Source organism: Vibrio sp. A1-b2, from assembly GCF_021726015.1.
GTDB lineage: Bacteria > Pseudomonadota > Gammaproteobacteria > Enterobacterales > Vibrionaceae > Vibrio > Vibrio diazotrophicus.
Genome location: NZ_JAKKCI010000001.1, coordinates 841,663 through 863,740 on the forward strand (window position 1 = coordinate 841,663; position 22,078 = coordinate 863,740).

Consider the following 22,078-nt stretch of genomic DNA (forward strand, 5'->3'; position numbering starts at 1 on the left):
GTAAGCTGAGAGAAATAGCGACTAAGTTAGAAAGCATCGTTAAGACGCAATAAGGGTAGGATTACCTCTAAACTTCGCTGCTATTTCCGCAGCCTGATTTAGAGGTTACGGATTAACTAGATATCTTTGTCTTGTTTGCTGATTTTTCGATCAGCCATGGACGCGGCCATACCCGCAGCAATAAAGGCGGTATTGGACGCATTACGGGCGCAAACAGTATGAACAGATACGAAATGTTTCATGATGCGCCTCCAAGCAAAATAGTTAATCCAAAAGTTAGTGATTTCAGTAAGCTAGGCTTACGGTTAAATAGTATGCAACTCAGATAATAATTCAACCCCAAAAGATTAAAAAAGACAAAATAAAACCATTCATCTATTCACCATATAAATACAACAAGAGAAGTGAAACATTTCAATAACATTGGTCTAATGTGAAGAATTATTAACCAAAAAAAGAGGCCACCTATTGGTGACCTCTCATTTGTTCATTGATTACCGACCGATTATCCCGTGATTGAGATGCTGAATACGGGGGTTTCCTCCTAAATAAGAAGGAAAAAACGATCAATAAGTGCTGTCTGTGATTAAGTTGTGCTTATTGAGCAGACGATACATAGTGGCTCGCGATACTCCCAGCTCCTTAGCGGCAACAGATACTTGTCCTGAATACGATTCCAACACAAGTAACAATGCGTCGCGTTCTGAACGTTCTCGAATGCTTTTCAGGCTGCGTTTTCCGTCACTGCGCTTAGGAAGCTCTAGATGAGACTCTTCAAGCACCACTGTATCGGACATCAATACCACGCGTTTTATCTGGTTCATCAGTTCACGAACGTTACCCGGCCAATGATAACGAGTTAACGCACGTGTCGCGTCTTCTGAGAAGCTTCTGGCTTGCGCATTGTACTCTTTCGAATACAGTTGTAAGAAATGACGAGCCAAAATGGCAATATCCCCTGCTCGCTCCTTCAAACTCGGCACATTGATACGGAGAACATTAATGTAGTGGTAAAGCTCCTCATTAAAGTTGCCATCTATCAATGCTTTTTCAATATCCGATGAGTTAGCAGACAGAATGCGAACATCCACTTCTTTCACTCCATCCGGAGTTTCAACCGTACCTTCTTGTAAAAAGCGCAACAGATTCAATTGCTGACTCTTTGGCAATGTCAGAATGTCATTAAGCAATACAGTTCCGCCGTCAGCCTGCAACAAGATAGGCATTTCGCTGCCATCATTACCGATACCAAACAGTTCGCTTTCAATTCTATTCTCAGGCATCGCACGGCAGTTTACTGACAAAAACGGTTTCTGCGCACGAGCTGACGTTTTATGGATTGCTTTCGCCACAGTCTCTTTACCTGTGCCGCTTTCTCCATAAATCAAAATGCTGACATCAGTTGGACCAATTCGCTTAATTTGGTCACGTAGACGCTTAACTGGAATAGAATCACCAATCAGTCCCATATCGCTATTCGAGCCATAGTGAGGCCAAACTTTTTTCTCCAGCTTCAACATACCAAGCTGGTGACCAATCGTGCTTAACAGTTGAGTATCAGGAATTGGAGCAGTAAAAAAGTCGATACAGAAGTTCACAATAAACTGGCAGATGGTGTCAGAGCTGAGCTGAGATTCTCGAATAAATGCCAACCAACGAACTTGCTTATGGTTACTCACTAAGTTTGCTATGCCATTTAGACTGAACTCATCATGACACAGGTCAACAATACCAATACAAGGCCCTGTTTCCGCAAACAGCGTATCAGCCTGACGAAGATCCGCGCACTGCGTACATCTCCACCCTACTTGCTCTAAAACAGAAAGCCATGGTTCGTATGTGCCACCGACAACTATCAACGACCCCGGTACAGAGTCCATACGGAACTGATTAGCCATGAACTTATCCTTATTATTTAAATTCTTGATTTGCCACTGCTGTTTTACGCTCAGGCAACTGACGATACAGTAACGAGACTTAAGACTTTAGTCTGTCTCATATATAAGACTAGTAAGGAAATGGAAATATTTCTAATTAAAACCTTAATGTTGATCGAAAAACTCGATTAAGAAGTTGATCATTAAAACGAATATGCGATCTAACCAAGCATCATTTCTAACGCTAAAAATACGCAGATATAAAAAAACCGCCCTAAGGCGGTTTTTATTAAACGACAATTTCAAGCAACAAATTATTGCTGTGGACGCATTGCTGGGAACAGAATAACGTCGCGAATCGTGTGTGCGTTTGCAAACAGCATAGCTAGGCGGTCAATACCGATACCTTGACCAGCTGTTGGCGGAAGACCGTGCTCAAGAGCAGTAATGTAGTCTGCGTCGTAGAACATCGCTTCGTCATCACCAGACTCTTTCGCATCAACCTGTGCTTTAAAGCGAGCATCTTGGTCTTCAGCATCGTTAAGCTCAGAGAAACCATTCGCAACTTCACGACCACCGATGAAGAACTCAAAGCGGTCAGTGAAGAATGGATTGCTATCACTGCGACGAGCAAGTGGAGAGATATCCGCTGGGTAGCCAGTGATGAAAGTCGGCTGGATCAGTTTTGGTTCAGCTGTTTCACCAAAGATCTCTTCAAGTAGCTGACCACAAGTCCAGAAATCTTCAACTTCAACGTGAACAGATTTCGCGATAGAAATCATTAGGTCACGGTTTTGTAGATCTTCTTCAGTCAACGCTTGGATTTGAGCGTGGTTTGGATTGTAGTGCTTAATCGCTTCAAACATGCTCATACGAGCATATTTGCCACCAAATTCAACCATTTCGTCGCCATAAGGCATTGCTGTCGCACCAAGAACATTAATGGCTACGGTGCTTAGCATCTCTTCAGTCAGATCCATTAGATCATTGTAGTCAGAGTACGCTTGGTAGAATTCCATCATAGTGAATTCTGGGTTATGACGAGGAGAAAGACCTTCGTTACGGAAGTTACGGTTGATCTCAAACACACGATCAAAACCACCTACAACTAGGCGTTTTAGGTATAGCTCAGGTGCGATACGAAGATACATATCGATATCTAATGCATTGTGGTGAGTCACGAACGGACGAGCTGTAGCACCGCCAGGGATCACATGCATCATCGGAGTTTCAACTTCTAAGTAACCTTTAGAAGTCATGAAAGCACGAATTGCACTTACTAGCTTAGAACGGATGATAAACGTCTTACGTGAATCTTCGTTAACGATCAGGTCAACGTAACGCTGACGGTAACGCATCTCTTGGTCAGTCAGACCGTGGAATTTTTCTGGAAGTGGACGAAGTGCCTTAGTTAGCAACTCGTACTCATCCATGTTCACGTAAAGATCGCCTTTACCTGATTTGTGTAGCGCGCCTTTCACACCGATGATGTCACCGATATCTAGACCTTGGTATTTCTCTTTCAGCTCTTTTTGTACATCTTTAGATGCGTAAGCTTGAATACGGCCTGAAGTCTCTTGAATAACAAGGAATGGACCACGTTTTGCCATTACACGACCAGCAATAGCAACGATATGGTTTAGCTCTTCTAGCTCTTCTTTTGTCTTTTCACCGAACTCAGCTTGTAGATCACCAGCTAGGCTGTCACGACGGAAATCATTTGGATGACCATTCGCTTTGCAGCTCTTACGGATGTGCTCTAACTTGCTACGACGCTCTGCAATCAGCTTGTTTTCTTCTTGCGCGATTTGTTCTTGATTCATTTCGTTTTGAACAGCATCAGTCATTTTGCATGTACCCTGTATTGTCGGTAAAAAGCTTAAAGGCCAGATTTCAGGCTAGCTTCAATAAATTTGTCTAAGTCACCGTCTAGAACCGCTTGAGTGTTGCGGTTTTCTACGCCAGTGCGTAAATCTTTAATTCTAGAATCATCTAGTACGTATGAGCGAATTTGGCTACCCCAGCCGATGTCAGATTTCGCATCTTCATTCGCTTGCTTCTCAGCGTTTTGCTTCTGCAATTCAAGCTCAAACAGTTTCGCACGAAGCTGCTTCATCGCCTGATCTTTGTTTTTATGCTGAGAACGGTCATTCTGACACTGTACAACCGTGTTGGTTGGAATATGGGTAATACGTACCGCAGATTCAGTGGTGTTAACGTGCTGACCACCAGCACCCGATGCACGATATACATCAATACGTAGATCGGCTGGGTTGATATCAATCGCAATATTTTCATCAACTTCAGGATAGATAAACGCAGAAGCAAACGAAGTATGACGACGACCGCCTGAATCGAATGGTGATTTACGAACTAAACGGTGAACGCCCGTTTCTGTACGTAACCAACCGTAGGCGTAGTCACCAATGATACGAACCGTTGCTGACTTTAGACCCGCAACTTCACCTTCAGATACTTCAATCACTTCTGTTTTGAAGCCTTTAGCTTCAGCCCAACGCAAGTACATGCGCAGCATCATTGAAGTCCAGTCTTGCGCTTCTGTACCGCCAGAACCTGATTGAAGGTCGATATAGCAGTCAGATGAATCGTGGTCACCAGAAAACATTCGACGAAACTCAAGTTGCTCTAACTTAGTTTCTAGTTCAGCCAATTCTGGCTCAATCTCATCAAATGTTTCTTGGTCTTCGGCTTCTACAGCAAGCTCAAGAAGTCCTTCAACATCGTCGACACCTTGATCAAGCTGGTTAATCGTTTCAACAACCGCTTCTAATGCTGAACGCTCTTTACCAAGCGCTTGTGCACGCTCAGGTTCGTTCCATACATCCGGTTGTTCAAGTTCTGCGTTTACTTCTTCTAGACGCTCTTTCTTAGCGTCGTAGTCAAAGGTACCCCCTCAGGATATTAGTGCGCTCTGACACATCCTGAATACGGTTTTTAATTGGATTGATTTCAAACATTTTTGCTTAAGCTTTATGAGTAGAATTTAACCGGAGAATTCTACTTAAAAATGTGATGAAGATACAGGAAAAAATGGGGATATTTTGATTGGAGGATAAGCAGGGATTCTAGGTAGTCAGGCTCAATCTCTACCAATAAAAAAGGCGCTGAAGCTGTTTAAGAACAGTCTCAAGCGCCTCTTCAAAGCAAAATAACAGTTACACCGCTTTTTGTTCTAACTCTGTTTTCGTTGAACCACCAACAAATGTCATCACAATCATCGCTGCAAATGTAGGTAGCAACCAGCCCATACCAATTTCAAACAATGGTAGGAAGTTAAAGAACGAAACGTCTAAGCCAGACACTTTTGCCGCATCAATCAGAGCAAACAGTAGTGACACTAGAATCACCACACGGTATGCAGCTTGAGGATTCGCAAGCTTAGTGCGAATGAAAGTCAACGCAACCAACGCAATCGCTACAGGATATAGTGCAAACAGTACTGGTACTGAAAGTGCAATCAATTGTGCTAGACCTACGTTCGCCACTACCGCGCACGCAACACCATTAATGACTACCCATGCTTTGTATGAGATAGGCGTGTGTGTGCTAAAGAAATCAGAACAAGCTGAGATAAGACCAATAGCTGTAGTTAAACATGCTAGTAGTACGATCACTGACAATACTAACTGACCTTTATCGCCAAATAGAGCAATAACGTATTGACTTAATACCACACCACCATTGTCGGCGTCAGCAGCAACAGAGGCACTGGTTGCACCTAGGTAGAACAGTGAAATATAAACAAAAGCCAGACCAGCAGCGGCAATGACTGCTGCACTGATTAGGTATTTGGTTGTCGCTTTTTCTTCAGTTATACCTTTCGCTCTCAGAGCATCCACAATAAGGATACCGAACATCAGAGCACCAAAGGTGTCCATCGTGTTGTAGCCTTCCAAGAAGCCTTTTGTTAGCGGCTGTGTAGCGTACTCACCTTGCGCAGCAAGCATTTGTCCTTGTGGATCAATGAAAACCCCCAAAGCCAACACAATCAAACCGATGAATAACGCAGGAGTCAGCACTTTACCGATCACGTCAATCAATTTGCCTTGAGACCATGAGAAGAACATAGCCACAGCGAAGAATAAAATTGAGAAAACCGTCAGGTTAAGATCAGCAAACAGTGGTTTTACCGCCATTTCATAAGCAACGAGACCTGTACGAGGTGCTGCAAATGCAGGGCCGATAATAATAAAGATAAGAGCTGCCATCACCAAAGACGCTTTCGCAGGAAGGTGTTTGGTTAAGTGTTCCCAGCTACCACCTGAAATGGCAACGGCAATAATTGTCACTAACGGTAGGCCTACCGCAGTTACTAAGAACCCGCTCATTGCTGGAAATATATGGTCACCCGCTAATTGACCTGCCAGAGGAGGGAAAATGATGTTACCAGCGCCCAAAAAGAACGCAAAAAGCATAAAGCCTAAAGCTATAATATCTGTTAATTTCAAAGTCTGTTTCACAGATACCCCTTAATAATTATTTGTTAATGTAATACATCCTTCGCTTGAAAAACGGCTTTCCAAAGCTCAAGAGAGGTGGCGAATAATGACGAAACTATCATCACTTAGCAACCCGTGAGCCAAAAACGCCACATAAAACCATATTGAAAGCAAAAAACCAGTTCATAACACTAGATACAAAAACAAAACCAGAACAATTAACTATAATTTTAAGACATAAAATGAACACCAAATAGAACAAAAATCTATACATTTATGCAACACCAGCGTTAGTCACTTAAATTTCAACAAATACCGATATTTTCATGAAAAGTAGCACATTAAACACTAAAGGCTTTAAATTTAAGCAATTTTCGATTGAAGGTGGTCAAAGTGGCATGCCTGTCAGCACGGACGGAGTTCTTCTAGGATCGTGGGCTTTCCAAGATTCTAATTCTGCCAAAATGGCCCCATTGCATATCCTTGATATTGGAACTGGCACAGGACTACTGGCACTCATGTGTGCACAGCGCTTTCTCAATGCTGAAATACATGCGATTGATATCGATCAGAACGCTTACCATGCCGCGAAAATCAATATCAGCCATTCTCCATGGGCTAAGCGAATTGTTGTTGAACAGGCCGATATTTTAAATCTCACACAGAGTAAAACCTTCGATGCAATTATCTGTAATCCGCCTTACTTTAACGACGGTGAACACTCACAACATGCTCAACGGGCGACAGCCAGACACACTAAAACCTTAAAGCATAAGCAACTGATTCAGATCAGCTATCAGTTGCTCTCTGAGCATGGAATCGCCAGTTTTATTCTTCCCATAACGGAAGGTGAACAGTTTATAGCGTTAGCGAAAGAGTCAGGCTTTCACCTCTCACGGTTATGCAGAGTTCAGCCGACCGCCAATAAGCCTGTCAGCCGTCTTTTATTTGAGCTGCAAAAACAAGAAACGGACACAGAGCATTCAGAGCTGATCATTCGTGATGAATTAGGCTACACTCAAGCCTTCACAGAGCTAACACGATCTTTTTATTTAAAGATGTAGAATTAAAGATGTGATCTAAGTGACGATCCATCTATAATGTGCGCCCCTAATTTTTACTGGTCAGCGGTTGCTGATCGGCTTTGACTGCTCAGTCCGAGCGCTTGCGGAGTATTAACAGTGATCAAATCTTTTGCTGACTTAGAACTGGATCCAAACCTCATTGAGGCTATTGAAGAGATGGGTTTCGAACGCCCTACTCAAGTTCAAGCTGAAGCAATTCCTCAAGCCCTCGACGGAAAAGATGTGTTTGCATCAGCCCCAACAGGGACAGGCAAAACAGCTGCGTTTATTATTCCAACGCTGCAATACCTACAAGATTTCCCTCGTAAGAAAGCTGGCCCAGCTCGCGTTCTGATTCTGACGCCGACTCGTGAACTGGCACTGCAAATCACCGAGCAAGCGAAAGCTCTAGCGAAATACACTCGCATGAATATCTTCAGTATTACTGGTGGTGTTCAGTACCAAGAGCATGCTGACGTTTTAGCAACTACTCAAGATATCGTGGTTGCAACACCAGGCCGTTTATTGGAATACATTGACGCAGAACGTTTTGACTGTCGTGCAATTGAGTGGCTGATTCTTGATGAAGCTGACCGTATGCTTGATATGGGCTTTGGCCCTGTTGTTGATCGCCTATCGGCAGAATGTCGCTGGCGTAAACAGACCCTTTTGTTTTCAGCAACACTAGAAGGCAAAGGTGTCGATGGATTCACCGCTGATCTGCTAAATGAACCTGCGATTGTCAATGCCGAGCCACCACGTCGTGAACGTAAGAAAATCACTCAGTGGTATCACCGTGCAGACGACATGACACACAAGCTTGATCTGCTGAAAAACATCTTAACTGAGCAGTCAGAACGCGCGATCGTATTCTTAAAAACCCGTGAACGCCTAGCAGAACTTCGTACAGAATTAGAACGTGCGCAGATCCCATGTGTTTGGATCCAAGGTGAAATGCCACAGGATCGCCGTAACAACGCGATTGCTCGCTTCCGTGACGGTTCAGTCAACATTCTACTGGCGACGGACGTTGCCGCTCGTGGTATCGACATTCCAGACGTAAGCCATGTGATCAACTTTGATATGCCACGTACTGCGGATGTTTATCTTCACCGTATCGGCCGCACCGCTCGTGCGGGTAAAAAAGGTAACGCGATTTCTCTGGTTGAAGCGCACGATCAACCAATGATTGAGCGCGTTGCCCGTTACATCAAAGAAGAGATTAAAGAGCGATACATTGAAGGAATGCGTCCTAAACACAAAAAACCAGTGTTTAAGAAGAAGAAACCTGCAACGGTGAAAAAGAAAAAAGACACAGTGAAAAAGAAAACTACGGCTAAGAAGAAAAAGTAATTCTTAGCTGTTAAAAACAAAAAAAACCGATGCAAATGCATCGGTTTTTTTATATGCCAAACTTTCACAGACGTCATTCCAGCGAAAGCTGGAATCTAACCACCAAGAACACTGGAGCAAGAACCTGAATAAATGCTATGCATTTTTCAGGATGACGAAAAATAGTTTAGTGCTCACGGGTTGCGCGGAACTCAACTTCTGGTGAACGCTCTTGAGCCAAGTTCAGGTTAACCATAGTAGGCGCGATGTAAGTTAAGTTGTCACCGCCATCTAACGCTAGGTTACTTTGGTTCTTGCGCTTGAATTCTTCAAACTTCTTAACGTCTGAACACTCAACCCAACGAGCCGTTGCTACGTTCACGCCTTCGTAAATCGCTTCAACGTTATATTCAGATTTCAGACGAGCAACAACCACATCAAACTGAAGCACACCAACAGCACCAACGATCAAATCGTTGTTCTGCAATGGACGGAATACCTGAACAGCACCTTCTTCTGAAAGCTGAACCAAGCCTTTAAGCAGCTGTTTCTGTTTAAGTGGATCTCTCAAACGAATACGACGGAACAGCTCAGGAGCAAAGTTGGGAATACCTGAGAACTTCAGTTTTTCACCTTGAGTGAAGGTATCACCAATTTGAATCGTTCCGTGGTTGTGAAGACCGATAATATCGCCCGCATAAGCTTCTTCTGCACGAGAGCGGTCACCCGCCATAAACGTCACAGCGTCAGAGATGCTCACCTGCTTACCGATGCGTACGTGGTTCATCTTCATACCTTGCTTATAAGTACCCGATACGATACGCATAAACGCGATACGGTCACGGTGTTTAGGATCCATGTTCGCTTGGATCTTAAATACGAAACCAGTGAAGGAATCTTCCTCGGCTTCCACAATGCGCTCGTTTGATTGGCGCGGTTGTGGTGCTGGAGCCCACTCCGTCAGACCATCAAGCATATGGTCAACACCAAAGTTACCTAATGCAGTACCGAAGAAAACAGGGGTTAGTTCACCTTTAAGGAACAACTCAGAATCAAACGCATGAGAAGCGCCTAGCACAAGTTCAAGTTCTTCACGCAGTTGCATTGCCAGATCTTCACCAATTGAAACATCCAACTCAGAATTGTCGAGGCCTTTGATGATGCGCTCTTCTTGAATGGTGTGACCGTGACCTGTTGAGTACAGAATCGTTTCATCACGGTGAATATGATAAACACCCTTGAACTCTTTACCACAGCCGATCGGCCAGCTCACAGGAGCACAAGCGATGTTTAGCTCATTCTCAACTTCATCTAACAGTTCCATTGGGTCACGAATATCGCGGTCCAACTTGTTCATGAAGGTGATGATCGGAGTATCACGCAGGCGAGTAACTTCCATCAGCTTACGCGTACGGTCTTCGACACCTTTTGCTGCATCAATAACCATCAAACATGAGTCAACGGCAGTCAATGTACGATAAGTATCTTCCGAGAAGTCTTCGTGTCCTGGGGTATCCAGTAAGTTCACCAACGCATCACGGTAAGGGAACTGCATTACAGAAGTTGTTACCGAGATACCACGTTCTTTTTCCATCTCCATCCAGTCTGATTTAGCATGCTGAGATGAGCCACGGCCTTTTACAGAGCCTGCGGTTTGGATTGCACGTCCGAATAACAACACCTTTTCAGTGATGGTTGTTTTACCAGCATCTGGGTGAGAGATAATCGCGAAAGTCCTACGTTTGTTGACTTCGCTTAGAAAAATCGGGTCTGCCATTTGATCATTCTTTTCGTTTGAGCACGGATTCAGGGTACAAACAGCCACCTGCAAGGTGTTACTCGCACAAATCCGTTAGTTAATCGTGATTGGCGGGTATTTTCGCTGATTCTGCCTCCATAAACAATCAAAGCTTATATAAAGTAGTATCCACTGGCGGATTGGACTAGAAATGAGAACAAAAACATCATTAATTTCAGTCAACTAAGACAAAAACACAAACCCCCCCCTAGCCCGTCAATTAACTAAAAACATCAATATCAGATAATCACACTATTTCTATTGAGAAGATTAGCTAATTAACTTACTGTAAATTTTAATCTTATTCGTGCGACACAGGGATAGCACAGCGAAATGGCAAGTCCTGTAGGATTTCAAGATAAGCCACCATTCAAAAGTTAAACAAACACTCATTATTGGGGATTAATTTTCAGCCAAGATGGGCTATAACTTTAGAAGAATAAAAGGACTTTTGGGCGCAATGGCTAAAACTAGACAGCTAAATTCATTGGCATTTAAACAAGCCAAAACTGTTTTCTTGGTATCAGTGATACTGGGGATATGTTTTAGTTTTTATCAAATTCTTATCGACCTTCATCAAGAGCAGAAAAAAGTAGAAGAAAGCTACCATTTCAAGCTCATGCAAAGTTATGCCAATGCTAGCCTTGCTGCCTATCACTTAAACAACCTTCTAGCTGGACAAGTTGCCACCAGCTTAATGGCGGATCCCGCTATTTATCGTGTAGAAATTATTGATGATTTCGGTGATACGTTAATCGTGCAGCAGCGCCCTATCCCGGATATGAACGAGTTTGTCAAACTGCTCTCTCACTACTTCACTCCGAATATCCCAAGCTTCACGACCGATCTGCACAAACCGGAATCAAATGTATTGGTTGGCCGCTTAAGTTTCTCTGTTGACGGTACTTCTCTAGCGACAGAATTCATCAACAAAACGACTCAGGTGCTTCTGTTTGATCTGTTGAGAAATGTTCTGTTGACCAGCATCTTGCTACTTTTCTTTTATCGGAAGCTCTCCTTACCCATAATCAACTTAAACAAATGGGTTCGCTCGCTCAAACACAAGCAGCACATCACACTTCCTCCAGTCCGAGAACATAAAGATGAGATCAGCGAACTGGCTTTTACTTTCCACAAGTTGTGGAAGGACAGAGAAGAAGCAGAGGCAAAACTTAATCAACTTGCTTATTACGATAGTCTGACTGGGTTAGCAAACCGTAGCTTATTATTGCAAAACCTATCAGAAGCGATTGATAAAGCGCGACTTCTCAAAACAACGGGGGTGCTTTTTTATATCGACATTGACCGCTTTAAAACCATCAATGATTCATTAGGCCACACTATCGGTGACAAGTTGATCAAAGCGATTGCTCTGCGGATGGAAGGGTGGGCTAAAAAAGGCTACATGCCAGCACGAATTGGCGGTGACGAGTTTGCTATTCTTAATCACGATGTCGCCGCTAGAGATATCGAGAGCGCTGCCAAGCAGCTACTTGCTTTAATTTCAAACCCCTATTTAATCGATGGTCACCAGCTCTACTGCACCGTTAGTCTTGGTATCACAACCTTTCCAGAGAACATCACCACCAACATTGACCTTCTGCGTCAGGCTGACACGGCTTTATACCGAGCCAAAGTGGGCGGACGAAATAATTATGTTTTTTACAGACCCGAGATGCAGGCGCAAATTGAATCGTTCTTAGCCATAGAAAAAGGGCTGCATGAGGCGCTTTCAAACAACCAGCTTGAGCTTTATTACCAGCCTCAAGTCGACATTCACCATAATATAGTCGGTGTTGAAGCATTGATTCGCTGGAATCATCCTCAAAAAGGTCTGTTACCACCGGGATTATTTATGCCTATCGCAGAAGAAACTGGGCAAATCCTTCAAATTGGCAACTGGATTATAGAACAAGCTTGCTATCAGTATGCACAGTGGAAAAAAGCCGGAGTGCTTCCGCCACATTTCCGCCGCTTAGCTATCAACATCAGTCCTTTACAGTTTGCTCAAGACAGTTTCGTTGAGTTTATCAATGACATTTTGCAACAAGTGGAAATCTCAGGGGAACATATAGAACTTGAGATAACCGAAGGTCTGCTGCTAGAGAATGTTGAAAGCTCTATGGAGAAAATGGCAAAGCTCAAGCAGAACCACATCAATATCTCTATCGACGATTTTGGTACAGGCTACTCGTCACTTCGCTACTTAAAGCATCTCTCTGTCGATATGTTGAAAATCGACCGTTCTTTTGTGACTCAGCTTCATTTGGATGAAAGTGATCAAGCGATTGTCGATACGATCCTCATGATGGCTCGAAGACTCAATTTGGAAGTGCTCGCGGAAGGGGTGGAAAATATTGATGAACTCAACGCGTTAAAAGAACTAGGATGTGAGCAATTCCAAGGATATCTATTTGATAAACCACTGCCAGTAAATGACATTGAGCAGCGCTTTCAAGACAATCACTATAAAGATATAGCCAACCATAGCCACGTTATTCGCCTTGGCAACAAATAGCCACCAGCCGCGGCGACTAATCGTTACGAGAAGAAGTAGTAGCTCATAATAATGGCGTCTTCTTTACCTTTTTCTGTCGGATAGTAGTTCACACGGCGGTCTATCTCGTTGAAACCGAGATTTTGGTATAGATCAAACGCGCGAGTATTACTTTCTCGAACTTCAAGCCAGGCACTCTCCGCTTTGACGTCTTCACAATGAGTTAAGAAAAATTCAGCCAGTTGCTTACCATAGCCCTTCCCCTGCACCGCTGGATCAATCGCGATATTAAGCAAAGAGACTTCACCTACGATGTTTTGCGCGTAGAAGTAGCCAATCACTTTATCGTCTAGCAGCATACAAAAGTGGCAAGCACCTCGGCTGTCTAGCTGACGAACCATTGACTCTTTCCAAGGATGGCTGTGAGCCTGCTGCTCGATTTTCCACACATAATCCAGATGTTGTTCTTCTATCGGTAAAAACTGAATCGACATAAAATTATTTCGCCTTGTAAGAACATATCTGTTGCCATAAATCGCGGCGGTGTTGGGTGTTACCATCCACTTCGGACAATGGTGGTGTGTGGAGTTTTTTGATGCCGGAAATACTTGTATCATCGCAACCTGCAAACCAGATCCACTCTAGGCTTGAGAGATCTAAACTCGCCAGATTGTACAAATAAACATGCTGAGCTTGCTGCAAATCCACATTGAAGCTCTTCAACACTCTTTCAAACAGTGTCACTTCGCTTGGGGTTGGATAGCTTTCACTGACCAGCAACAATTTACACTCTTTGTCTAACCCGACTTTCGAAGCTTGATAACCTTGTAAACGCTCAGGATGAACCAGCTCCCAGCTTTGAATTCCCATCGCTTGTAAGTATTGTTGCTCTTGATTAGGCATAGTAATGATCAGTTCAGGCCTGTTGGCTAAGTAGTACATGATGATGTAAGCGAATGCTAACAAACTTCCTATGGAATCACCACAGCTCATAGAGAGCGTAAAGCTATTAAGCCATCAGACGAAATTGCTTGTTCAACAGGTGATAACTCGAATAGAAATATCTAGATAAATCAACAAAGGTAAAAAGTAAGAAGAAGCGGACGCTTCTTCTTAATGGAACGATTTAAGCGAGTTCATTAAACTCTGGGCAATATTCAATTAGCCCTTGGCGGTTATCGAGTTCGTTTTCCCACAATGCGACAATTTGAAATGCGTCCGCAGGTACTTCCCACTGGCATGTAAAGCCGAATTGATTGGCTGGTTTAAATCCAAAACGCTGATAGTAATCAGGGTTACCAAGAACAACGCAGGCTGGATAGCCCAGTTCACCAAGAGAAGCCAAACCTTCGTTAACTAACTCTGCACCAATGCCCTGTTTACGGTACTCTGCTTTTACGGCTAAAGGAGCTAAACCTTGCCAATTGAGGTGTTCACCAGCCAATGATACTGGGCTAAACATCGCGAACCCCACCACTTCGCCATCATCTTCACAGGCAACCAGTGACAGCGTGCGATTACTATTCTCGCGCAGAGCCATTACTAAGTTTGCTTCCGCTTCGGTATCAAATACCGATTTCAGTAATTGGTCTACAACCAGAATATCGGCTGGAGCCTCAGTTCGAATAAGCATTCACTACCTCTTTATGTGCGTTAGGTGCTTGCATGCCTTTATGCACAAAATCGGCCAGTTGGTGAAGTAAAATTTGCAAAGCTTTCGGTAATTGTTCCAAATCCACACTGTCCATCAAGTTTTTGACTTCTAGGCCAAGCTCTGTATCGCCTTCAATTGACAGTCTACGCTGGAAAAATAACGTGTCCGGATCTTCTTTGCGACCTGCAATCAGAACCAGATCATTCAAGTTGCCGCTGAAACTCACATCTTCATCTTTAATGTTGTCTGCAACCACAAGCTTGTCGTCTTCATAGCTGACATACCAACACAAGTTCATATCGCGAATTTCAACTTTTAACCACTTGCCTTCGAGGAACTCAAAATCACCATCTTCAAGCGCTTCATGGAAGACCATTTTCATGCCATCGAGCAAGGCTTTTTTTTGCACAAACTTAGGCAATAACTGGACTGGAGATCTCAAAATTGATGCTGCATTTTGAACTAGTTGAATACGAATGTTGTTAATCACGCCCTTTATCCGTTACCTTTGTCTTTGGAAAACTCATCATACGGGATGTGATAGTGGCGAACCCTGTTATGCATCAAGAAATTGTGCAACGCAGAGAAGCTTTTCTAACCGTGAAATCAACGTTATAGTTAGTACGTATCGCTCTTAAATAATTCTTATTGAACAAATAAGCGCTTAAACACAGTTGGTAGTTTCTTAATGCCGTCGCAAATGCCTTCGCAACATTTACAGCACTGGTTCGCAAAAATAACGTCTAACAGTCCGTTCTTTTTTGCCATATTAGATGACCAACATAATTATGTCATGGTCAACGAAAGGTATTGTGATGTCTCGGGTTTAACCGCGACTCAACTGGTTGGTATGAATGACTCGCAAATTCTTGGCGAGCGATTTTATAACCACCTCAAAGGCTATTACCAAAGAGCATTCGATGGCGAAACTCTAGAAGCTGAAATGACACTCCATGACATCGACATGGAAATGAGTCTTCACTTCTCACTCTCTCCCATTTTCAGTGACAAAAAAGACGTGGAATACATTGTTTTCCATGCCATTGATACCTCTGAGAAACAAATCCTCATCCGCTCTCTGGAAGATTCTGAAAACAAATTTTCGACCCTGACCACTTTATTGCCGGATGGCTTACTGTTAGTCGAAGATGATTTCATTATTTCAGCCAACCCTTCAGCAGCGCGCTTGCTGGGATTTGAAGATACCTCAGATTTGCTGGATGAAGAGCTGTCACGCTTATTTGTCGATGAAAAAACCAAAGGCGTGTTTAACGCTAAACTGGGTGAACTTTTAACAGATAACCCACTGGTATGTTTAACTGGCCCTCGTTGTGGTTTTGAGCGCCGAGTACAGCTGCATGCTGGTACAACTCAAATACTGGGCAGCAACTCCCAGTTAATTCTGATTCAGGATGCTTCTCAAGCGACGAAACAGCTTTCCGCTACCAGTCATACAGATATCCATGTAGACGCATTAACGGGGTTGTACAACCGATTAGGTTTTACTAAACGCCTAGAGCATTTAATTCAAAACGACACGCCATTGGTGATGTTGTATTTGGATATCGATAACTTTAAGAATATCAACGACTCTCTGGGTCATCACATCGGTGACAAAGTCATTCAGGAAGTGTCGTCACGTCTGAAACGTTTGCTGCCACAACAAGCAATTTTAGGCCATTTAGGCGGTGACGAATTTGGTCTAATTTTGCCAGAGCCAGAGCACAACCGCTCTGCGGAAATGTTGGCTGAACGCATAATCTCTTTGATCAACCAACCGTTTGATTTGCACCACTTCAGCAAGCGCCTAGCCTGTTCGATTGGTAGTGTGCAATATCCGGGTGACGGTAACGACGCACGTATTTTGCTGCAAAATGCCGATACCGCGATGTATGAAGCGAAAGATCGTGGCCGTAACCGCCTTATCAAGTTCCACGATCAGATGAACAAAGAAGCGCGCATGCGCTTATGGCTTGAGATCGAACTGCAAAAAGCCCTTCAACAAAATGGCTTAGAGGTGTGGTATCAGCCAAAAGTGAATGCTCGTGATTTCAGCGTCAACGGCGCAGAAGCTCTGGTTCGCTGGAAACACCCTGTTGAAGGCTACATCAGCCCTGCGGCATTCATTCCTGTCGCGGAAAAAGCAGGTTTGATTGAACACCTTGGCCGCGTGGTCATGCGTGATGTCTTCGCCACGGTGAAACGTTGGAAACAGCAAGGTATTCTTCCGGGACGAGTAGCGATCAACATCTCTCCAGAGCAATTTGGTAACCCACAATTAATCGACTATCTCGAGAAGCTGCTGCGTACGACATCGCTTGATCCTAGCTGTATTACTTTCGAGCTAACGGAAAGTGCCGTGATGAGCGATAGCGAACACACGTTGCAAATGCTGAACGCAATCAAGAAGTTAGGCTTTAACCTCTCTATCGACGATTTCGGTACGGGCTACTCATCGCTGGCGTATCTAGCACGTTTCCCAATTGATGAACTTAAGATTGACCGTGCTTTCATTACTGATATCGATACGCTACCTAAGCAGATAACCGTAATCGAAAACATCATAAACCTTGGTCGCTCACTGAACTTATCTGTGGTTGCAGAAGGTGTTGAAACACAACAACAAGCAACCCTGCTCTCCAACCTGAATTGTCATTCAATTCAAGGGTTCCATTTCCATCGCCCACAGCCTAAACATGAAGTGGAAGAACTGTTCGCTAAGCACCGTCGCCACCGTAAATCACTCTAAGTGAGTAAATTTTTCCTTATTCACTGAAACCTGCCTTACATCAAATTGATATCCATTGTTTATTCTTAAAATATGGTCACTTTTTCATAAAAATAAGTAACCGAGCAATGGAACTTCTCTGTCCAGCTGGTAATTTACCCGCTCTAAAAACAGCCATTGATTGTGGTGCAGATGCCGTTTATATCGGCTTCAAAGACGACACCAATGCCCGCCACTTTGCAGGGTTAAATTTCACAGGCAACAAACTGAACAAAGCTGTTCAATATACTCACGATCATGGAAAGAAAATCCATGTCGCATTAAACACTTTCGCCCATCCAGATGGTTTTGAACGATGGACTAACGCTGTCGATCAGGCTGCGGATCTTGGTATTGATGCCTTGATCGTGGCTGACGTTGCGATTCTTGATTACGCTGCGAACAAATACCCTGATTTAGAACTACACCTTTCTGTTCAAGCGTCAGCAACCAACGTCAAAGCCGTGGAGTTTTACCACAATAACTTCAACGTTAGACGAGTGGTATTGCCTCGCGTACTCTCTATTCATCAGGTAAAACAGCTTTCACGTAACATTCCTGAAGGGGTTGATCTTGAAGTGTTTGCATTTGGTAGCTTATGCATTATGTCGGAAGGTCGATGTTATCTCTCCTCTTACATGACAGGTGAATCGCCAAATACGGTCGGCGCGTGTTCTCCTGCTAAATATGTCCGTTGGCAAGAAACTGAGTCAGGTTTAGAGTCGCGTCTGAATGAAATTCTTATCGACAAATATGCTGCTGGCGAAAATGCGGGTTATCCAACCTTATGTAAAGGTCGCTTTATGGCGAGCATTGATGGTGAAGAAAAACGCTACCATGCATTAGAAGAACCAACCAGTCTGAATACGCTTTCGCTGTTACCTGAGCTTTTCGCAGCGAATGTTGCCTCGGTAAAAATTGAAGGCCGTCAGCGTAGCCCTGCTTATGTAGAACAAGTGACGCGCACTTGGCGCGCAGCGATTGATCGCTACCTTGCTAATCCTCAAAGCTATCACGTAGAAAGTGCTTGGGATGCCACACTTGCAAACGTATCTGAAGGCACGCAAACCACGCTCGGTGCATATCACCGAAAATGGCAGTAATCAGTAGTAAGGGGAAATTATGAAATACGCACTAGGCCCGCTACTTTATTTCTGGCCAAAACAAGATGTCGAAAACTTTTACCAACAAGCTAAAGAGAGCAGCGCTGATATTATTTATCTGGGCGAAACGGTTTGTTCCAAACGTCGTGAGATGAAACCACAACACTGGTTTGATATTGCTAAAGAGCTCTCTTCTGCTGGTAAACAAGTGGTTCTTTCGACAATGGCTCTATTTGAAGCGCCAAGCGAAATCAACGTACTAAAGAAGTATATTGATAATGGTGACTTCGCGATTGAAGCCAATGACGTTTCTGCTATTCAGATGGCTCATGAGAAAGGAATACCTTTCATTGTGGGGCCTGCCGTAAATACCTATAACGCGTACGCATTGCAGATCTTTCTAAAGCAAGGTATGACTCGCTGGTGTATGCCTGTTGAACTATCTCGCGATTGGCTTAACAACGTTTTGCTTCAGTGTGAAAAGATCGGTATTCGCAATCAATTTGAAGTGGAAGTCTTTAGTCACGGCTATCTCCCTCTCGCCTATTCAGCTCGCTGTTTTACTGCTCGTGCAGAGAACAGAGCGAAAGATGAATGCGAAACTTGCTGTATTAAGTATCCAACCGGTATTCAAGTCAGCAGTCAGGAAGGTCAATCCGTTTTCAACTTAAACGGTATCCAAACTCAGTCTGGCTATTGTTATAACCTGATGAACGACTTACCGAGCATGGAAGGTTTAGTGGATGTGGTTCGTTTAAGTCCACTGGGTGTCGAAACCTTCCAGCACTTAAACAACTTCAAACAAAACGAACATGGTGGTCATCCAACCAAGTTAGAGAGTCAGCAATGTAATGGTTACTGGCATCAACTGGCAGGTCTGGAAGTAAAAAACATCTAGTTGAGTGACATTAAAAAAGCGAGGTTTCAACCTCGCTTTTCTGTATTTCAAATTAGACTCAGACAAACCCTTACGGCTTACTTTGCCAGCTAATTTTCTGATGCTTAACCAAACCAGCAGAAAGAATACACAGCACACCACCAAGACCAGCGTAACGCACTGCAGTTTGCGCTTTAGCTTCAACTTTAGGTTTGGCATGGAAAGCAACGCCAAGACCAGCAGCTTCCATCATCACAAGGTCATTTGCGCCGTCACCAACAGCAACAGTATTGTGCATTTCAATATCAAACTGAGTCGCGAGTTCCTCTACGATATCCGCTTTGGTTTGAGCAGTCACAACATCGCCAAGCACCTTACCAGTCAGCTTGCCATCGATAATTTCTAAGGTATTTGATTGAGCATGATCTAAGTTGAGCATCGCTTTCAAATGATCAGAGAAGTAGGTAAAACCGCCAGAGGCAATCGCTGTTTTCCAGCCAAATGCTTGTAGCGTTTCAACCAGTTCTTGCAGCTCTTCCATCAAAGGTAGTGTTGAACGAACTGACTCTAAAATCGATTCATCGGCACCACTCAGTTTTCCAACACGCTGACGCAGGCTTTGTTCGAAATCGAGTTCGCCTTGCATCGCACGTTCTGTCACTTCAGCGACTTCATCACCGACACCCGCAAGCTTGGCGATTTCATCAATACACTCAATCTTAATTGCTGTAGAGTCCATATCCATCACAATCAAACCCGGTTTTGATAAATCAGGTACTTCATTGATGCGAGCGTAATCTAGGCCTAAGCCCTGTAAGATTTTCTCATGTTCCCCCGTCAGCTCACCGGACATCAAAGCGACTTCATAAGGACCGACTTTCCACGCATCTATAATGGCGTTGAAATAACCGGTAAAGAAATCAATATCGTCAAACTGTTGCGCTGTTAAAAAGTGGCCAAAAACAATCCAGTTGGCTTTGCTTTTGTCTAGTTGACGAGATAAACGAGTTTCAGGCAGACGATTGATAAGAGACGTATGTTTTTTGATAGCTAGCATAATAGTTAAGGCATCCATGTCTTCGTATAAGCAGACGTTACCCTATTGCAATTTAAAAACGCAAGTCTCAATATGTGCAAAGTCTGATTTTCTTTGGATTAACTCGATTATGGACGGTTCTTTGTTCTCGTTTCGTATGGTTATTCGCCTACTAACCTTACTGCTGTTGATTGGCATGTTCGTTATCACAATTAAAAATAGTGTTGTGATCAGTAAAGGTAACGAACGTATTCAAGCAAACCAGCTAGAAACACTCACGAAGGTATTGATTACTCAAGCCTCGCTAACCGCAGGCAGAAGTATCGCAGAGCAGGATCAAGAACGTCTGCTTAATCTCACCAATCAACTTGCCCAAGACCGATTAGTATTTGATGCAACGATTTATGATTCTGAAGGTGTAAAACTCGCCTCCAGTGATTCAGCGCTAAGCGTAAGAGAAGTGCTTGGTTTGGATACACCTTTGCAAACGGCAAGTATTGGTCGCCAGCAACTTGTAGAGCCAGTGATGCATGATGGCAACCTGATCGGTTTTGTTCGTATTACGTTTGAGACTGGTAAGGTGACTGCAATTTCCGATCATCACTATCGTAAAAGTGATCGCTACATGTACCTAATGGTTATCATGAGCTTTATCAGTGGCGTATTGTTCACTCTGCTACTGAAACGTAAGCCGAAGTCGAAAGGTGAAAACCTGCTGCTGCAGAACGCGGAATAGCGTTCAGTTGAGGACGTTAGCTAAAACGCATCATATAAACAAAAACCTCAGCCAAAGCTGAGGTTTTTTCTTTTATTAAGAATCAATAAGCGAATAGATAAGAAAGCTTAGTAACCTTCTTGATCGCCAATCAATACTGAATCTAATGCGATAAGCATCATATCGTTGAACGTGGTTTGACGCTCTTCAGACGTGGTCGCTTCGCCTGTTTTGATGTGGTCAGATACAGTACAGATAGTCAGCGCTTTTGCACCGTATTCAGCTGCAACACCGTAGATACCCGCCGCTTCCATTTCAACACCAACGATACCGTATTTGTCCATTACGTCGAACATAGATGGGTCTGGCGTGTAGAACAGTTCAGCAGAGAAAAGGTTACCCACTTTAACGTCGATGCCGCGAGCTTTTGCTGCTTCTTCTGCCGCTTTCACCATTTTGTAGTCTGCAATTGCAGCAAAGTCGTGGTCTTTGAAGCGAATACGGTTCACTTTAGAATCCGTACATGCGCCCATGCCGATAACGACATCACGTACTTTGATATCTTCGTTAACAGCACCACAGCTGCCCACGCGAATCACTTTCTTCACGCCGTAATCTTTGATTAGCTCAGTTACGTAGATAGAACATGATGGGATACCCATACCGTGGCCCATAACAGAGATTTTACGGCCTTTGTAAGTACCAGTGAAACCAAACATATTACGTACGTCACACACTTGAACAACGTCTTCTAAGAAGGTTTCAGCGATGTATTTCGCACGTAGTGGATCACCCGGCATCAGTACAACGTCTGCGAATGCACCCATTTCAGCATTAATATGAGGAGTAGCCATTATCTTGTTCCTTATGATGTTAAGTGCTCGAATTGCACCTTTAC

General features: G+C 43.6%; 19 protein-coding genes. 7 read left to right on the plus strand and 12 right to left on the minus strand.

Annotation, left to right across the window (positions count from 1 at the left end; all coding sequences use genetic code 11):
• Positions 1-116: 116 nt before the first annotated feature.
• The 5 genes from L3V23_RS21310 to brnQ form a co-directional block, all read right to left on the minus strand.
• The gene (locus L3V23_RS21310) at positions 117-242 is read right to left on the minus strand and encodes a hypothetical protein (RefSeq protein ID WP_255209347.1); all 126 of its coding nucleotides are present in this window, start codon (positions 240-242) and stop codon (positions 117-119) included.
• A 324-nt stretch (positions 243-566) separates the two neighbouring features.
• Positions 567-1,898 carry a cyclic-di-GMP-binding transcriptional regulator VpsR gene (vpsR, locus tag L3V23_RS03865; protein ID WP_042480294.1) on the minus strand — a complete coding sequence of 444 codons (1,332 nt, stop codon included), beginning with the start codon at positions 1,896-1,898 and terminating at the stop codon, positions 567-569.
• 293 nt (positions 1,899-2,191) lie between these two features.
• Positions 2,192-3,724 carry a lysine--tRNA ligase gene (lysS, locus tag L3V23_RS03870; RefSeq protein ID WP_042480297.1) on the minus strand — a complete coding sequence of 511 codons (1,533 nt, stop codon included), beginning with the start codon at positions 3,722-3,724 and terminating at the stop codon, positions 2,192-2,194.
• Between the two features lie 32 nt (positions 3,725-3,756).
• A protein-coding gene (gene prfB / locus L3V23_RS03875) for a peptide chain release factor 2 (protein ID WP_102954389.1) occupies positions 3,757-4,855 on the minus strand; the annotation gives its coding sequence in 2 pieces (ribosomal slippage) (positions 3,757-4,779 and positions 4,781-4,855; 1,098 coding nt in all).
• A 198-nt stretch (positions 4,856-5,053) separates the two neighbouring features.
• Positions 5,054-6,358, minus strand: a complete 1,305-nt coding sequence (brnQ, locus tag L3V23_RS03880) for a branched-chain amino acid transport system II carrier protein (RefSeq protein ID WP_102963561.1) — start codon at positions 6,356-6,358, stop codon at positions 5,054-5,056.
• Between the two features lie 305 nt (positions 6,359-6,663).
• Here brnQ and L3V23_RS03885 point away from each other — a divergent pair, with 305 nt between their 5' ends.
• Together L3V23_RS03885 and srmB are read left to right on the plus strand one after the other, a co-directional pair.
• On the plus strand, positions 6,664-7,401 hold the full coding sequence (locus L3V23_RS03885) for a methyltransferase (RefSeq protein ID WP_237291926.1): 738 nt from the start codon (positions 6,664-6,666) through the stop codon (positions 7,399-7,401).
• A gap of 117 nt (positions 7,402-7,518) precedes the next feature.
• The gene (gene srmB, locus L3V23_RS03890) at positions 7,519-8,754 is read left to right on the plus strand and encodes an ATP-dependent RNA helicase SrmB (RefSeq protein ID WP_237291927.1); all 1,236 of its coding nucleotides are present in this window, start codon (positions 7,519-7,521) and stop codon (positions 8,752-8,754) included.
• 166 nt (positions 8,755-8,920) lie between these two features.
• Here the strand turns inward: srmB and prfC are convergent, their stop codons facing one another.
• Complete coding sequence (prfC, locus tag L3V23_RS03895) at positions 8,921-10,510, minus strand: peptide chain release factor 3 (RefSeq protein ID WP_237291928.1); 1,590 nt, start codon at positions 10,508-10,510, stop codon at positions 8,921-8,923.
• 481 nt (positions 10,511-10,991) lie between these two features.
• Between prfC and L3V23_RS03900 the strand changes: the two genes are divergently transcribed.
• Complete coding sequence (locus tag L3V23_RS03900) at positions 10,992-13,049, plus strand: EAL domain-containing protein (RefSeq protein WP_237291929.1); 2,058 nt, start codon at positions 10,992-10,994, stop codon at positions 13,047-13,049.
• A gap of 23 nt (positions 13,050-13,072) precedes the next feature.
• Here L3V23_RS03900 and rimI read toward each other — a convergent pair whose 3' ends face one another.
• The 4 genes from rimI to L3V23_RS03920 form a co-directional block, all read right to left on the minus strand.
• Positions 13,073-13,522 carry a ribosomal protein S18-alanine N-acetyltransferase gene (gene rimI, locus L3V23_RS03905; RefSeq protein ID WP_237291930.1) on the minus strand — a complete coding sequence of 150 codons (450 nt, stop codon included), beginning with the start codon at positions 13,520-13,522 and terminating at the stop codon, positions 13,073-13,075.
• A gap of 4 nt (positions 13,523-13,526) precedes the next feature.
• Complete coding sequence (locus L3V23_RS03910) at positions 13,527-13,931, minus strand: DNA polymerase III subunit psi (RefSeq protein WP_237291960.1); 405 nt, start codon at positions 13,929-13,931, stop codon at positions 13,527-13,529.
• 223 nt (positions 13,932-14,154) lie between these two features.
• On the minus strand, positions 14,155-14,661 hold the full coding sequence (locus L3V23_RS03915) for an N-acetyltransferase (RefSeq protein WP_102963566.1): 507 nt from the start codon (positions 14,659-14,661) through the stop codon (positions 14,155-14,157).
• Complete coding sequence (locus tag L3V23_RS03920; RefSeq protein ID WP_237291931.1) at positions 14,645-15,172, minus strand: SCP2 domain-containing protein; 528 nt, start codon at positions 15,170-15,172, stop codon at positions 14,645-14,647. Before L3V23_RS03920 ends, L3V23_RS03915 begins: the two co-directional genes overlap by 17 nt.
• Positions 15,173-15,370: 198 nt before the next feature.
• Between L3V23_RS03920 and L3V23_RS03925 the strand changes: the two genes are divergently transcribed.
• The 3 genes from L3V23_RS03925 to L3V23_RS03935 all read left to right on the plus strand — a co-directional run bounded on the left by L3V23_RS03925 (position 15,371) and on the right by L3V23_RS03935 (position 19,450).
• Positions 15,371-17,431, plus strand: a complete 2,061-nt coding sequence (locus tag L3V23_RS03925) for an EAL domain-containing protein (RefSeq protein ID WP_237291932.1) — start codon at positions 15,371-15,373, stop codon at positions 17,429-17,431.
• Between the two features lie 107 nt (positions 17,432-17,538).
• Positions 17,539-18,552 carry a peptidase U32 family protein gene (locus tag L3V23_RS03930; RefSeq protein WP_237291933.1) on the plus strand — a complete coding sequence of 338 codons (1,014 nt, stop codon included), beginning with the start codon at positions 17,539-17,541 and terminating at the stop codon, positions 18,550-18,552.
• A 19-nt stretch (positions 18,553-18,571) separates the two neighbouring features.
• Complete coding sequence (locus L3V23_RS03935; protein ID WP_102940433.1) at positions 18,572-19,450, plus strand: U32 family peptidase; 879 nt, start codon at positions 18,572-18,574, stop codon at positions 19,448-19,450.
• A 70-nt stretch (positions 19,451-19,520) separates the two neighbouring features.
• Here L3V23_RS03935 and serB read toward each other — a convergent pair whose 3' ends face one another.
• On the minus strand, positions 19,521-20,504 hold the full coding sequence (gene serB, locus L3V23_RS03940; RefSeq protein WP_102954396.1) for a phosphoserine phosphatase: 984 nt from the start codon (positions 20,502-20,504) through the stop codon (positions 19,521-19,523).
• Between the two features lie 91 nt (positions 20,505-20,595).
• Here serB and L3V23_RS03945 point away from each other — a divergent pair, with 91 nt between their 5' ends.
• Positions 20,596-21,201: a YtjB family periplasmic protein gene (locus tag L3V23_RS03945; RefSeq protein ID WP_042480329.1), complete on the plus strand. Its 606-nt coding sequence runs from the start codon at positions 20,596-20,598 to the stop codon at positions 21,199-21,201.
• Positions 21,202-21,308: 107 nt separating this feature from the next.
• Here L3V23_RS03945 and deoD read toward each other — a convergent pair whose 3' ends face one another.
• Positions 21,309-22,034 (minus strand): purine-nucleoside phosphorylase, encoded by a 726-nt coding sequence (gene deoD / locus L3V23_RS03950; protein WP_042480330.1) that lies wholly within the window; start codon positions 22,032-22,034, stop codon positions 21,309-21,311.
• Positions 22,035-22,078: the final 44 nt, after the last annotated feature.